The organism is Trinickia camelliae (assembly GCF_053525655.1).
In genome coordinates this window covers 28,331-43,096 of the sequence record NZ_JBCHAA010000001.1, presented here as the reverse complement: position 1 = coordinate 43,096, position 14,766 = coordinate 28,331, and the positions used below count along the sequence as shown (strand labels likewise).

Genomic DNA, 14,766 nt, shown 5'->3' with positions numbered 1-14,766 from the left:
TTTGTGATTTTTTAAGGGACCTTACTAATGAAAACTCGAAAACTGCTGTTGGCCGCGCTGGTGCTCGGCGTGTTTCAATCGGCGGCGTACGCGGACGTGCATGAAGCCGCCCACCAGTTCAAGGAAGATGTGAAGGGAGCCGGCACTGCGATCGGGCACGGTGCGCGCGATGCGGCGCATGCGACGGCCAGCGGGGCAAAGAAAGCGGGGCACTGGGTGGCCAATACCACCGAGCATGGGTATCACGCGACTAAGAGCGCGATTCATAACGCGACGCGTGACAGCGGGACGAGTGAGAAGGCAAAGCCGGAAGAGGGAAAACAATAACGGCAAGCCGCGCTCACGGAGCAGGCCTGTGCAGATGGCTCGAAAAGGCCCGCTCCTCGAGCGTCGACGCGAACGTTCCGCTGCGCACCCGCAGGCGGAAGACTCGCTATAGAGCCGCACATCAACGCCCGTATCGCAACAAGAACTCCCGCAACGCCGGATTGACGCTCGCAGGGTGCGTGAGATTCGGCGTGTGCCCAGCGCCTTCCACTAGCACCAGCCCCTTGCAGTTCGGCAGCGCCAAGGCGAGCGCCTCGCCACAGTTCGGGCTGATCGCAGCATCGTCCCGGCCATGGAACACCATCGACGCGTGCGTAATGCCGTCAAGGCGAGGCGTTATATCGTCTCGCGTCGTCAGCGCATCGACCGGGCGCTCGAAATGGTCGCGACTCATTTGTAGCCATTTCGCGGTCCACGCCGAAGCGGAATAGTCCGGACCGAACAGGAAGGCGGCCATTTGCGGCGCGACGTTCGTCGCACCATGACGCGCCCATTCGTTCTTCAGTTGTTCGAACGATTGTTTCACCGGCTCGGCATCCAGATCGCTTCGAGTCGAGATCAACGCGAGCGCGCGAAAGCGGTTGGGCTCGAGCAACGCCGCTCGCATCGACAGGAACCCGCCTTGCGACATGCCGACGAGCGAAGCCGAATCGACCTCCAGATGATCGAGCAAACCGATCAGATCCCGAGCGGAATCCCAGTAGCTGAAGGTGCGATCGGTCGGTCCGGTCGCACCGAAGCCGCGCTGGTCCCAAACAATGCATCGAAACACGTCGCTGAGCGCGGCAACGTTCGGCTGAAACATCGCTCCGTCCATCAGAAAGCCGTGACTGAACACGATCGTCGGTGCGGCGCGCGGGCCGAATTCCTCGTAAGCGAAGCGGATTCCTTCGCGTTCAAACCATCCCATGTCTAGCCTCTCGTCAAACGTCGAGTCGTTCTGTTCGCGCCACGATGCGCATGGCTCTCAATATAGGGTCGCCGCTCTCGCAGCGATTGGTCGAACGCGCCGGTCACTTACCCAATCGTCCGATATTTGCCTGCATCGCTGGCAGGACACGAATCGTTCGTTCACCCAAGTGCGACTGCGCAGCGTGAGCGGCGCGAATAGGCTTTCACCGATTGACGTGTTAGCAGGCATTTGATTAAGTGACGTTCGTGCGCGCATTCCGGAGCCAAACAGTGCGCGCGCAATGGGATGCTTGCCGCAAGCATTTGATCGAAACACGCGTGACGGCACGTGCTTAGCCGATCCGCCAAGAGAGAAATTGGGTATGCCGACCGTAGTCACCGATGCAGAGAACGCAGAGAAGCCGGTCTGGATCTTGCGCGGCGATTTCGGCCGCGCGACGGTCAACTTCATCGTCCGCCCGCTCGTCGCGCACGCGCATTCGCAGTACCAGTTCCTGTTCAAGCTGGGTGGAAGCGATTGCGATTTCCGTATCGCGGCACAGGACTGCACGCTGACCGCCGAACGCGCGATCTGCCTGAACCCCTGGGTCGAGCATGCGAAAGACGGCAACGGCGAAGGTGCGTCGCTGATCCTTTCGCTGGTGATCGAACCCTCGTGGCTGCGCGACAGGCTGCAGATGGCCGACAACGGATCGGCCGACCTCTTCCCGAACCGCTTGGTCGTGGTGACGCCGGATGTGCGTCATCACGTGGACCGTCTCGCCGCCGCGATCACCAATCACCTCGTGGCACACGACGAGGGCTGCCTGCCGATTCTGGAGGATCTGATCAAGGCGCTCGGGCGTGATTTCGCGGACCCTGCGCTCACGACGGGCATTGTGCCGTCACGTCGTCCGGTCGACTTCCGGATCCGCAAGGCGCTCGACTTCATCAAGCGGTCACCGGTCGCGAACCCGAGCGTGGCGCAAGTCGCCGCGGAGGTCGGGCTTTCACGATCGCGCTTCTTCGAGCAGTTCCGGCGCTGCATGGGGATTTCGCCGCAGCACTACATCGACTGGGTGCGCATGTCGCACGCGATCCAGCTGCTCGGCGGAAGCGACAAGCCGCTTGCCGACATCGCAGACGAACTGGGCTTCGAGGAACACAGTCACTTCACGCGCTTTTTCGCGCAGCACATGGGCGTGCCGCCGAGCGAATTCCGGCGGCACTCGGTCACGCTGAATACGCGCGAAGGCTGATCGCGCGAAGACGGCCCCGCCGCCGCACGCGCCCGGCTCATACGCCAGGCGCCTGCGGGCAGCATCAATCACTCGACGCCAGCGTACGACGGGTCCGCAATCACCCGATTGCGCAGGACGCCCAGCCCGTCGATCTCGACCTCCACGCAGTCTCCCGGCCGCATGTGGACCAGACCCGGTGTCGGGAACGGCCCGTATTGCCGCGACAGATCGAGACCCTCCGTATCGTCCGGTTGCGGCTTCAATGCGCCGGGCGTGCCCATCGCAATGAGGTCGCCGGGGCGCAACGAGTAGCCGCAGCTCAGGTAGCTGATCACATTGGCGACATCGATCAGCATGTCGTCCAACGGCGCACGCTGCCGCACGACGCCGTTGACGCGCGTGAGCACGGTGTGCCGTTGCGGATCGCCGAACTCGTCGGGTGTCATCAGCCAAGGGCCATACGAGCCGGATGCCTCGAAGTTCTTGCCCAAGCCGAATTGCCGGTTGTGCATCTGAAACTCGCGCACCGAACCTTCGTTCAGGCAGGTGTAACCCGCCACGTGCTCCATGGCTTGCTCGACGGGGATATAGCGCCCCGGCTTGCCGATGACGACGGCCAGTTCGCCCTCGTAATCGAATGCGCGCGCCACTTCGTCCGGCGGCGCGACGATCGGCTCTCCTGCGCCGACGAACGACGCCGCCGTGCGCATGAAGAGATGCGGGTAGTCGGGGTTGGTCTGCAAGCCGGTTTCCGCGATGTGGCTTTTGAAATTCAGCGCCAGCGCCCACATCGCGTTCGGCCGATCGAGGAACGGCTTGAGGGTCACGTCGGCGAGCGCCCGGTCGCCCGATTTGCCCTCGACCGCTTGCCGCAGTCGCGCAAGGCCATCGCGCATTTCGAGGATATCGATGAGACGGGTAGGCAAGTCAGGAGCGACATCGTGGACGGCGATGAAGTGGGTCGCGCTGGTGACGACGCCAAGCGCGGTACGACCCGCGTCCGTATAAGCAATGATTTTCATGATTAAGACGTGATTTCGAGTTGAGTTAAAAAAACGAAAGCGGTAGTTGGAAGTTCAGTGCTCGACCAGCGCATGACTGGCTGCCCGGCTACCTGCCCGGCGTCCGGCCAACGACAAGGCAACGAGCGTAACGATCGCGCCGAGCGCCGGCAGGATCGCGGTCAGGATGATGTCGCGCGGCGCCCAGCCCAGGGACAGCAATGCACCGCCGATCGCCGGACCGACGAACGATCCGACGCGCCCCATCGCGTGGCCCATGCCCACACCCGTCGCGCGGAGGTTCGCTGGATAGAAAGCGACCGCGAGCGCGGTTTGTCCCATGATGCCGTTGACCAGTCCCGCACCGATCACGCCGATCAGCAACAGCACACCGGGCGGCGGCAAGGCGGCCTGGCTCAGCGCCGCGATGCTGGCGATCACGCACGCCACGCCGATCGTCAGAGCCGACTTGATCCGCAGATTGCCCTTCAGCGTCATCGCAGCAACGGCCGCCGTCATCAACAGATTGCCGCTCAGCCCGCCGACGCTGAATGCCGCCATCCCGGCCGGGGCATGATCGAGCGAGAAGCCGAATGCGACCAACAGCGTCGGCAGCCAGAACAGCAGCGCATAGACGTCCATGAAAATCAGAAAGGAGAACAGCCAAAGCAGGCACGTGTAGCCCGCAAGGCCGTTCTTGAATAGCGCCTTAAACTGATTCGCGCTCCGCCCCGCCGCGTGATCTCCGCTCGCCTGCCCGGCTGTTCGCAGGACGCGGTAAAACGCGGGCACCACCACGAACGGCAGCGTGCCGCCGAGCACGAAGACGGATTGCCAACCGAACCGATGCATGAGCGGCCCTCCCACGAGGCCGCCGATGACGGCCCCCACGGACATGCCGGTCGTCACCAGAATCGATGCGGCGACCTTGTGCTTCGCGCCGAGGATGCCCGCCGACGCCGTGATGGCGATCGGCAAGGCCGCGCCCAGTCCGATCGCCGCTAGCAGGCGCATCGCGGACAGGCTCATGATGTCGCCCGCGTACGCGGAGAGCAGCGTGCAGCCGCCGAACAGCACGACGCTCGCGAGCCCGACGAACCTCTGTCCGACGCGATGCGCGAGCGGCCCCGTGACGACGAATCCGATCGCCGCACCGACGTTCGTCGCGACGAACACCGGCGTGAACAAGGCCGGCGCCAGTTGCCACGCACGCACGAGCGTCGGAACGACAAACGAGATCGACGTCGTATTGAATCCGTCCAGCACGACGATCAGAAAGCACACCGCCAGCGCAAAACACCGGCCCGTGCTGCCTATTACTGAAACCTCGACTGAAACTTCGTCCGCGACCGCGGCCTTCTTCTCTTTCACTTCCATCACATCCACTCCTCACGGCGCGAGCCTGCACGCCCCCGTTCGAAACACGGAGACGCCGGCATCGCCGTTTGCTCGATACATTGGAAAGAAATGCCGCATCACGCCCGCGTGTAGGCCGAGATGCGTTGTTGCAGCTCCGCCGAGAAAATGCGCTTGGGCAGCATGCAATGAATGCCTTTCGGCGGCTTGGTCGCGTACACCGTGCCGGTCTGATTCGCGTACTGCGACACGCGAAAGCTCCCCGCCACGCTGTAGATGCCATAGCAGTCTTCCGGCGCGATGCCGGTGGCGGCCGATAGCCAACCGATCATCTGCCGCAGACAGGCGACCAGCGCGCTATCCAGACTGTCGGCGAAGCCGAAACCGATCCAGTGCTCCGGCGTCTCCGCCATCGGGCCGTCGAGAGCCGACTGCTTGTGCAGCAGAAACTGGATCCGCATCTCTTCGAATGCCGTTTCGATCGACGTCTGATCGACGTTGCCTTCGCCCGACGCACCCATCGAGCCGCCCGTCCAAACCCGCGCGCCTGTCATCTGCACCGGCAGAAAGATCGAGGTGCCGACGCCGAGCACGGCGCAATCCAGATTGCCGCCGTAGCTGCCTGCGAAGTTCGCGCTGACCGGCCGGTCACCCAGCGGTTGCGTGCCGAGATAGGCCTGAAACGGCTTCAGCGGAATGTCGACGCCGGGCACAAACGCCGCATGGGTACGCTCGCTGTTGATCTTCAGATAGCGAAGATAGGGCTTGAAATCGTGCGGCAACGCGCCGACGCCCGGCGGCGCCGAGTTCCAGCCCCAGTCGATGGTCCGCATTTTCAGCATCCGGCATTCGACGAGATCGCCCGGCTCCGCGCCATCGATCACAACCGGGCCGATCAGCGAGAAGGCGCCGTTCGGATACTTCTTGCGAATCGGCTCGCGTTCCTTGAACCCCATCCCGTACTTCGCTTCGTTGCCCCAATTGGTCCACGTGCCGTCGTACCAGACGGTATCGCCCGAATGGATCGTGACGGCCGGCGCCGCGTTCGGCTCCATGCGCCCGACCTGAACCGTGTCCCACGACGGCACGAGGCGAACGACCTTGCCGCCGCGCACCGCATGGGGACCCGCGCCGCCTGCGGCCGCATGAGTCGATTGCGCACGGGCCGCGCCGGCAATGCCGGCCGCGCCCGCGGCTAGCGCGCCGAAGCCGAGCCGCAGCATCGTTCGCCGGCAGATCGTCGTCGCATCCCGCGTCTCGGCGCCCGTCGTCTCCAGGCCGCTCGCCGCCATCTCGGCCGAGCGGTCAATCTCTGTGTTGCGTGTCATAAGTCATCCTGACAAAGTTTCAATGACAAAGCGCGCTCAACGCGTGGTGCTTGCGCCGAGCGCTTCGATCGCTTGCTTGACCACCTGGTCGTCAATCGCTGACGGCGCGCCGCTGGCGCCCAATGCGCCCAGCAAATGGCCGTTCGAGAAAACGGGAAAGGTGCCGCCCGCCGGCAGGAAAGGGGCGTAATAGCCCGCGCCGGACACGTTGCTGTATTCCGACGGATCGTCGCGGTACCGCTGCTCGAGCGTCGTGCCCGATTGGCCGCCGAGCGCCACCGACGCGAACGCCTTGCCGCGCGCGAAATCGAGACTCGCGAACGGCGCCCCGTCCATGCGCGCGGCGGCGATCAGATGACCGCCCGGATCGACGACCGCGAAGCTCATCGCGAGATGGCGCGCGTTCGCTGCGGCGACCGCGAGCCCGATCAGCTTTTCGGTTTGCGTGAAGCTGAGCGAATAGGCCGGCGCGGGCGTGAGCGCGGCGGTCTCGTCGGCAGCCGCGGAATGAACCACACCCGCGAATGCCAACGACGCGATCGCCACCTGCGCCAGCCGCTGAATCGAAAACCTGACTTTCACATCCCTCTCCTTCTTGTTGCTGACGACCGGGTCGCGTCCGTCATTCGAATCGACATCCAAAATGTTTTTAAAATCGGCCACTTTTACGGGTATTCACGAGTTAGAGCGGCAGGCGAAATCTGCCTAGCCTTGAATTCAGGTTTGCGTAACGTAGAACCTGGAGAACCCTCATGAAAACGTTGATGTATGGCGCCGCGCTGATGCTGGGCGTGCTCCTGGCAGGTCCGGCTGTAGCGGGCAATCACTTTCACGTCGATCACGAACACGACCGCACGCGTAACCAGCCGCCGCCGCAGAGTCAGGGCGACTCCAGCCAGCCCGCGCCAGACACCGCTCAGCACACCGGCTCCTGAACGCGGCCGGGACCGCAACACGGCATGACGAAACCGCCGCGCGGGAAAAAAGCCCGTGAGACCCTCCGGCGGTCTCACGGGGAAGCCGCTTCAATCACGCGACGATGAAACCGTCATTCGGTCTCGAAGACCGACACACCGGTACCCGTGAATTGCTCCGACGGGCCTGCGGCAAACGGAACGAACACGTGATGCGATTCGCCGTCGACCGCCACTGAGTGCGCACCAGCGCCGGTCGGAACGATCGCGACCAGGCTGCGCGTGCTCGCATTGACGATGCCGAGAGCCGGATCGAACTTCGCTGCCTTGTTGCCGACACGCGAGACGTTGTCCGCCGAGTGATGGCCGGCGGCGAGGAAGTAGCGGTTCGAGACCGGATCGTAGACAGCTTCGTCCGTGCCGCCGAACGGCAACTCGGCGAGCGTCGTGCCGTTGGTGCGATCGATGATCACGGTGGACTGCTTGCCGCCTTCGTCCGGGTCGCAGCCGATCAATGCGTCGTTGCCCGGCCCCATGGCGATGCCGCTCGGCCCTTCGCAGCCCTTCAACTTGAAGACGTTCGATACGGCCGGCTTGCCCTCCAGCACCGATGCCACCGGAATCACATCGACCTCGCCCTTGGGATTGGCCTTCGTACCGTCGTTGTTGAGGACGAAGTTGTTGCCCTTCGGGTCATACGCGCACGCTTCCAGTCCGGTCGAGTCGCTCAACGTGACCTTGGCGATGACCGACTGCGTCTCGGTGTTGATGAAAGTAGCGAACGGCGGCTCCTCGGCGCCGCTCGAGAACATGGCGATGTGATGCTGCGGATCGAGACAGCCCTCGTCGGCCCGGATTCCAGTCGTGCTGACTTCGATGCGCTTGACGAGCTGCTTCGACGCCACGTCGATCACCTTCACCGCGTTGACGTCGCCGACGTAGACGAGCGACGTCCCCGGCACCGGGATCACGCCCGACGGCCCCGACTTGTCGTGGCTCGGGCCGATGCCGGCGAAGTCCGCGGAGATCCGATCGCGCAGCGTCATCGTCTTCGCGTCGAATACGTCGAGCGTCGCGTTCGAACCGTCCGCCAAATAATAGGCACCGTCCGCCGTCGCGCTGATGTCGAAGCCGAACGGCTTCGCGCTCGTCATCGGGATGTTGGTGAGCCATTTCGGCGCGTTGCCCGCATCGCTTGCCCATGCGTACGCGCACGCTGCCAGCGTGCCTGCCAATGTGATTGCACCCAATGCTCGTTTCATGTTCGCCTCCTCCTACACTCGTTGATAGCTCCAGCCGAAGCTGGGACAGGTTGTTGCAGCCGTTCGCCCGCGGCACGCCCGCCGGCGCGCGGCGGGCTTCGACTAAAAGTTGTGATAGATACCGATGCGCACGTCGGCCTGCTGTCCCGCCAGCGATGGCGCGAAGCTCGCGCCGATCACGGGATCGACGCCGGCCGATGCCTTCAGGTAGTCGGACGACACGTAGACCTGGGTCCGCTTCGACAGCGCGTAAAGCGCGGCCGCCGTCACCTGATTCCATGCATGCCCTTCGAACGTCGTGTGCTGATAGCCCGCCACCAATTGGGTGGCAGGTGACAACTGCCAGCTGGCGCCCCCTTCGTAGACGTGCATGACAGACGTCTCGTTCAGGTACTTCAACACCGTGTCACTGAAGTTGCCGTACAGCGTGAAGTCACCGATCGCGTATGACGCGCCGACGCCCAACGTGCCGAGCGAGCGAAGCTGGAAATTGGGTTCGAGATCGGTAGCGACATTGTTCGCCACGCTCGCCACCGGCAAACCGAAGAACGAGTGCGTGCCGATCTGTGCATAGGGATCCACAGTCGGTGTCGCGACATAGGTGTACGCAGCCGCGACCGTCAGCGGACCGTTCGCATACTGCGCGCCCGCACTCCAGCCACTGTTGTCGTGAAAGCTTCCCGCCGCGTTGCTGAAACCGTACATCGCGCCGAACGAGAACCCGCCCCACGTCGGACTGACGTACTTGACCGAGTTCTTCAGCCGGTCGTTGTTGGTGTGGTCGAAGTCGCCCTGGTGAATCGCATAGCCGCTGCCCGACGAGCTGATGTTGAACTGCCCAAAGTAATCGGCACTCAAGTCGAACTGGTTGCCGAACGAGAGCGTGCCGTACTTGGTCTGCAAGCCCACCCAGGCCTGCTGACCGAACAGCGTGTTGGGCTGGCCCAGTTCTCCGTTGTTCAGGTTGTAGATCGACGACAGCTTGAACAATGTCTTGTTTCCGCCGCCGAGATCCTCGGTGCCCGAGAGTATCCACAGGTTCGGAAACAGCACGCCGCTGTCCATCTTCGTGTTGTTGCTCCCTCCGTCTTTCGAGACATACGTTAGACCTTCGTCGATCCGGCCCGAAAGCGTGACACTGCTCTGTGCGAACGCCGTGCTGCTGATTGCCGCAACAATTGACGCCGCGATCATCCTTCTTTTCATCTCCACCATCCCCTCCATGTCAGCAAACCATTAACTGGTGCATGTCGCATTTCGATCGTTACCCGATTCGTACTGCGAATTTATTTTGTTATTTCGATTCCGTTTCGATGAAGCGATGCCGGTCAGCGGCATTCAAAATCGATAACGGATCGTTCGCCCTATTGACCGCAGTGGCTTAGTGCCTCGCCGCTGTTGTCAGGACATGCCGCATGCGGCGTCGTTACATCAATGCTACGGAAAACTCTCTAATGCGCGGTCGCCGAACAGTCCCGCCGCTTATCAAATCGTCTCTTTGTTGTGCCCCGCAACGCGACAACGGTTAGCGGGCCTTCTCCGCACGCCGCCGACCAAGAGCATCGGTAAGCACTGCGACCAGCAAGACAGAACCCACAACGAGCGGCTGCCAGTTCGCGTTGAGGTTCAACAGGTTCATCCCATCGATGACGAGCGCGAGGATCACGCACCCGAACACCGTGCCCAGCAACGACCCTGCTCCACCAAATAGCGACGCGCCGCCAATCAAGATCGCAGCGATCGCGGGCAGCAGAACCGGTTCTCCCATCGCCGAATCCGCCGCATTGACTCGTGCCAGAAAGACGATAGCGGCGATCCCCGCCATCAAGCCGCTGATCGTATAAACAGCGATCCGGCGCCGCCGCACCGGAATGCCGGAGAGCCGTGCCGCTTCCGCATTGGCACCGATGGCGTAGATCTCGCGGCCGAAGTTCAGGCAGGCGGTGACAACCGTGCCTCCGATCAAGACGAACAGCATCATGTAGACCGGCAACGGCACGTGCCACCAGAATCCGGTACCGAGCGCTCGAAATCCCTCAGGAAACCCAAAGATCTCGTTTCCGCCCATGTAGTGAAAGGCAAGCCCCTGCACGACCCACAGCATTCCGTATGTCGCCAGAAAAGGCGGCAGCCTCAGGAACGTCACGGCGAGTCCGTTCAGCAACCCGATCGATGTGCCGCATAGAAGCGCGGTCGCGACCGCCAGCATCGGCGATCCACCCGACTTCATCGCACCAGCGGCAAGGCATGCGGACAACGTCATGTTGGCCGCAATCGACAAATCGAAGCCGCCGGAAAGGATCACGAGCGTGAGGCCCGAGGCCAGCAGGAACATCAGGCTCGCCTGCCGCAACACGTTCAGCAGATTCGCGGAGGTGGCGAATCCGTCGGTCGCCACTGCGAGCGCCAACGCGATCGCTGCCACCAATATCGCGCGGGAGATCAGCCCGGCGGGCTCCTCGCGTACGCGACGGCGGACATCGAACTGGCCCACTTGAGCCCACAAGGACCGGGTGTGATTCGGGATATTCATGCTTGCACTCCAATGACGCGGGATTTGCGAACGCTGTCGACCACGACGACGAGCAGGACCAGCATGCCCACCGACACGACCTGAAGGGACGACTCGACGCCGAGCAGGTTGAGCGCATTACGCAGCACCCCGATCGTCACGACGCCCATCACCGTGCCGGGCAATCCGCCTTGGCCGCGCTCGAACGAGGTGCCTCCGAGCACGACCGCGGCAATCGCGTCGAACTCCATGCCGATCGCCGACGTCGGTTCCGCGGCGTTCATGCGGCCAACCAGCAGCAGTGCCGCGAGACCGGCAAAGAGGCCGCTCAATGCGTAGATCGCGACGTGAAATGCTCTCGCCTTCACGCCTGCCAACACGAGTGCTTCGCGATTTCCGCCGATGGCGAACACATAGGCGCCGAACTTCGTGTGATAGAGCAGCAGATGCGTCGCCGCATAGGCCGCCAGCGCGCAGAGGACCGGAAATGGCACGCCGCACACCGACCACGCGTACAGCTGCGCGACGGCGGGTGTGCCGACCACGACGGCGTTGCCGTCGGTCAGGGCGAGCGCAATGCCCTGCGAGATGCCGAGCGTGCCCAGCGTCACGACGAAGGGCGGCAGCCCGAGCCTCGCGATGAGCGTGCCGTTCACGAAGCCGATCGCCATGCCCACCGCCGCCGCGCTCAGCAGCGCGATAGCCATGCCGAACCCTGCTCCCAGCGTCATGGCGAACACCACACCGCACAGGCTGAGCAGCGCACCCACCGAGAGGTCGAGCCCTTCGCTGAGGATGACGAGTGTCATCGGCATCGCAATCATCACGAGCATCGCGATTTGCAGACCGATATCGGTCACGTTGGCGCGCGATGCAAATCCCGGCACGCCGATCGACGCGGCCACGGCAAGCGCGACGCTCGCCCACACGATCGACGGCAGCGGCCGGCTGCGCCGTGCCGTCTCGACTTTCCTGTCCTGCTTCTCATTGCGTGACATCGTTACCCTCCGTGCATGGCCAGGCCAAGAATGTTCTGCTCGCTCAACCGCTCGCGCGGCAATTCACCCGAGATGGCGCCATCGCGCATCACGTACGCGCGGTCGCAGACGTGCACGATTTCCGTGAGTTCCGAACTGATCAACAGCACGGCTGCCCCCTCTTCCACCAGCCGCTCGATCAAGTTGAAGATTTCCGTCTTCGCGCCGATGTCGATGCCGCGCGTCGGTTCGTCGAAGATGAAGAGGCGGCAGCGGGCGCTGAGCCATTTGCCGATCACGATCTTTTGCTGATTGCCGCCGCTCAGGAACCGCGCGCGCTTGCCCGGATCGCCCGGCGCGATGCGCAGTGTCTCGATCAGTTCCTGCGTTGCGCGCCGCGCCCGCTCGGCGCGATACCAGCCTTTTGGAAAGAGCCGCCACAGGCTCGACGCGAGCAGGTTCTCGTGGACCGAGCGGTTCAGCGCCAGCCCTTCCTGCTTGCGGTTTTCCGGAATCAGGCCCACGCCCCGCGCCGCCACCTTGTCGGGCCCGCCCGTCACCGGCTCGCCGAAGATCTCGATGCGGCCGCCCTGGATCGGATCGGCGCCGAACACCGCGCGGACCACTTCCGTGCGCCCCGCACCGACGAGCCCCGACAAGCCGACGATTTCGCCGCGTCTGACCTGAAGATCGACGCCCTTCACACCGGTCGCGGTCGTCAGCCGCTGCACGTCGAGCGCAACTTCGCCGGGCGTGCCGAAATAGCGCCGCTGGTACACGGTTCCGACCGGACGGCCGACCATCAGCGCGATCAGTTCCTCGGCCGTCGTCTCGCCAGCCGGCATCGATTTCACGAGGCGTCCGTCGCGCAATACCGTCACTCGGTCGCCGAGATCGAAGACTTCCTTCATCCGATGCGAGATATAGACGATCGCTACGCCCGCATCGCGCAACTTATGGACAACGGCGAAGAGTGCTTCGGCCTCGCGGTCCGAAATGGCCGCGGTCGGCTCGTCCATGACGAGCACGCGCGCGTCGTGCGACAGCGCCTTCGCGATCTCGACCATCTGCTGCTGCGCGACGCCGAGATCCGCTACATGTGCACGCGTGTCATACGCGAGACCCAGTTCGCGGAGCAGTGCCGAGGCGTCGGCGTGCATCCTGCGATGATCGACGAGGCCAAGACGATTGCGCGGTTCGCGACCGAGATAGATGTTCTGCGCAATCGACAGATGCGGAACTAGTGAGAATTCCTGAAAGATCACCGCGATGCCCAAGCGTTTCGCGTCAGCCGGCGAGTCGATCGTAATCGGCTCGCCGTCGAAGAAGAACGCGCCGGAATCGGCTCGATAGGCGCCGAACAGCACCTTCATCAGCGACGATTTTCCCGCGCCGTTTTCGCCGAGCAGCATGTGGACCTCGCCGGGATACAGCCGCAGATCGACATCGGTCAGCGCGCGAACGCCGGGGAAGCTCTTGCAGATCTTGCGTAATTCGAGTCGCGGCACGCACTCGGTCGAAGCCGTGGTTTCCATGTTCGCCTCCGCGGTGCTGACAGGGCGGCGGCCACGACGCGCGAGGCGCCTTGGAGCGCCGCACCTGAATGCGCCCCGCGTGGCCCGCCGTCGCGTCAATTGCTGGCTACGTCATCCCATGCCGGGCATTGCCGCTGGTCGCCGGGAAGCTCGAATGGCGCGTAGTTGGTCTTGTCGATGACGATGCCCTTCAACAAGATGGTCTTCGGAACGGGTTCTTTGCGAAGGGTTCGGACCGCCGCCATCGTCGCGATGCAGCCCATCTTGAAGCCGTTGAATTCAGCGGTGGCGAGCAGGCGGCCGTCCTTGATCGCCTTGACGGATTCCGGCACGCCGCCAATGCCGACCACCTTCGTCTGCTTCTGACCGGCGGCCTCCAGCGCCTCGATGGCACCCATCGCCATCACGTCCGCCGCAGCGAGCACGCCGTCGATCTTCGGGTTCGCCTGGATCAGGTTCTCCGTCACCTGCAGGGCCTGCAAGCGTTGATAGTTCGCCGGCTGCGAGGCGAGCAGATGGATGCCCGGGAATTCTTCGAGTGCCTTGTGGAAGCCCCGCACGCGCTCGTCACTCGTGGTCGAACCCTTCACGCCCTCGAGGATGACGACATTGCCCTTGCCCCCCATGTTCGTGAACAGGTATCGCGCGATCTCGAGGCCGAGATTGAAGTCGTCGGCCACCACCACCGACGCGAACGCGCCGCCCGCAACCCGGTCGTTGTAGTTGACGACGGGAATGCCGATGGTGTTCAGCTTCTCGATCTCGGGCACCACGCCGCGCGGGTTCACCCCCATGAACAGCACCGCGCCCGGTTTCTTGACGCTCACGTCCTCGAGTTCGCTCAACTGCTCGCCTAGGTCGTTGGGCCGCGTCGGCGCGTAATGCGTCACCGACACGCCAAGCAGCTTGGCCTCCGCATCGACGCCGGCGTGCACCAGCGCGAAATGCGGATCGACCTGGTTCTTGTAGAAAGCGGCAAGATTTTCGCCTGCCGCGAATGCGCTCGATGCATGACTCACGCCGAGCGCGACGGCGCATGCGATGGCGATGCGCCCCCTGGACCTCTTGCCTGATGGCATCCGTTCGACTTTCAAGTTCGTCTCCCTCCACGTAATCCTGCACATTGCCGACGCCGAGACGCGAAAGCGGCTCTGCCAGCGTCGCGGCACTTGTAGATGCTCGTATGCGACCGTTTGCATGAATACCCGCTAATCGACGCTTTACTCTGACACCTTTATTGCAGCGCGCATTTCGCAACCGTGAAGCACATCAAGCGATTAGCTCGAATCAGTTTCATGCAAACGTGTGCATATCCTACCGACGCACCGCACAATGTCCAAGCGTTTTAACGCCTGAAAACATGAGGGTTTTTACTGCGACATCGAAAGCAACCCTTTGCATCTATAATCGGCCGAAATCGAA

14 protein-coding genes are annotated in these 14,766 nt (G+C 63.2%); 3 read left to right on the top strand and 11 right to left on the bottom strand.

Annotated elements, in window-relative coordinates; all coding sequences use genetic code 11:
- Positions 1-27 precede the first annotated feature (27 nt).
- A complete protein-coding gene (locus tag AAHK20_RS00215; RefSeq protein ID WP_449179413.1) occupies positions 28-327 on the top strand; it encodes a hypothetical protein in 300 nt (99 codons plus the stop codon).
- A 121-nt stretch (positions 328-448) separates the two neighbouring features.
- Here the strand turns inward: AAHK20_RS00215 and AAHK20_RS00210 are convergent, their stop codons facing one another.
- Positions 449-1,237, bottom strand: a complete 789-nt coding sequence (locus AAHK20_RS00210; protein ID WP_449179412.1) for an alpha/beta fold hydrolase — start codon at positions 1,235-1,237, stop codon at positions 449-451.
- Positions 1,238-1,601: 364 nt separating this feature from the next.
- On the opposite strand from AAHK20_RS00210, the gene AAHK20_RS00205 reads away from it, so the two are divergent.
- Positions 1,602-2,477 carry a helix-turn-helix domain-containing protein gene (locus AAHK20_RS00205; RefSeq protein WP_449179411.1) on the top strand — a complete coding sequence of 292 codons (876 nt, stop codon included), beginning with the start codon at positions 1,602-1,604 and terminating at the stop codon, positions 2,475-2,477.
- 68 nt (positions 2,478-2,545) lie between these two features.
- Here AAHK20_RS00205 and AAHK20_RS00200 read toward each other — a convergent pair whose 3' ends face one another.
- The 4 genes from AAHK20_RS00200 to AAHK20_RS00185 all read right to left on the bottom strand — a co-directional run bounded on the left by AAHK20_RS00200 (position 2,546) and on the right by AAHK20_RS00185 (position 6,726).
- Positions 2,546-3,481, bottom strand: coding sequence for a fumarylacetoacetate hydrolase family protein (locus AAHK20_RS00200; RefSeq protein ID WP_449179410.1), 936 nt, complete (start codon positions 3,479-3,481; stop codon positions 2,546-2,548).
- Between the two features lie 54 nt (positions 3,482-3,535).
- Positions 3,536-4,837 (bottom strand): MFS transporter, encoded by a 1,302-nt coding sequence (locus tag AAHK20_RS00195; protein ID WP_449179409.1) that lies wholly within the window; start codon positions 4,835-4,837, stop codon positions 3,536-3,538.
- A gap of 98 nt (positions 4,838-4,935) precedes the next feature.
- Positions 4,936-6,144 carry an acetamidase/formamidase family protein gene (locus tag AAHK20_RS00190; RefSeq protein ID WP_449179408.1) on the bottom strand — a complete coding sequence of 403 codons (1,209 nt, stop codon included), beginning with the start codon at positions 6,142-6,144 and terminating at the stop codon, positions 4,936-4,938.
- Between the two features lie 36 nt (positions 6,145-6,180).
- Positions 6,181-6,726, bottom strand: coding sequence for a GlcG/HbpS family heme-binding protein (locus tag AAHK20_RS00185; protein WP_449179407.1), 546 nt, complete (start codon positions 6,724-6,726; stop codon positions 6,181-6,183).
- 170 nt (positions 6,727-6,896) lie between these two features.
- Here AAHK20_RS00185 and AAHK20_RS00180 point away from each other — a divergent pair, with 170 nt between their 5' ends.
- Positions 6,897-7,079: a hypothetical protein gene (locus tag AAHK20_RS00180; protein WP_449179406.1), complete on the top strand. Its 183-nt coding sequence runs from the start codon at positions 6,897-6,899 to the stop codon at positions 7,077-7,079.
- A gap of 113 nt (positions 7,080-7,192) precedes the next feature.
- Here AAHK20_RS00180 and AAHK20_RS00175 read toward each other — a convergent pair whose 3' ends face one another.
- The 6 genes from AAHK20_RS00175 to AAHK20_RS00150 form a co-directional block, all read right to left on the bottom strand.
- Positions 7,193-8,320: a YncE family protein gene (locus tag AAHK20_RS00175; RefSeq protein WP_449179405.1), complete on the bottom strand. Its 1,128-nt coding sequence runs from the start codon at positions 8,318-8,320 to the stop codon at positions 7,193-7,195.
- 102 nt (positions 8,321-8,422) lie between these two features.
- Entirely contained in the window at positions 8,423-9,526 is a 1,104-nt protein-coding gene (locus AAHK20_RS00170; protein ID WP_449179404.1) for a porin, read from the bottom strand.
- A gap of 319 nt (positions 9,527-9,845) precedes the next feature.
- Complete coding sequence (locus tag AAHK20_RS00165) at positions 9,846-10,853, bottom strand: ABC transporter permease (protein ID WP_449179403.1); 1,008 nt, start codon at positions 10,851-10,853, stop codon at positions 9,846-9,848.
- Positions 10,850-11,830, bottom strand: coding sequence for an ABC transporter permease (locus AAHK20_RS00160; protein WP_449179402.1), 981 nt, complete (start codon positions 11,828-11,830; stop codon positions 10,850-10,852). The genes AAHK20_RS00165 and AAHK20_RS00160 overlap by 4 nt, the downstream gene beginning before the upstream one ends.
- 2 nt (positions 11,831-11,832) lie before the next feature.
- The gene (locus tag AAHK20_RS00155) at positions 11,833-13,344 is read right to left on the bottom strand and encodes a sugar ABC transporter ATP-binding protein (protein WP_449179401.1); all 1,512 of its coding nucleotides are present in this window, start codon (positions 13,342-13,344) and stop codon (positions 11,833-11,835) included.
- Between the two features lie 95 nt (positions 13,345-13,439).
- Positions 13,440-14,438, bottom strand: coding sequence for a sugar ABC transporter substrate-binding protein (locus AAHK20_RS00150; protein ID WP_449179400.1), 999 nt, complete (start codon positions 14,436-14,438; stop codon positions 13,440-13,442).
- Positions 14,439-14,766 lie beyond the last annotated feature (328 nt).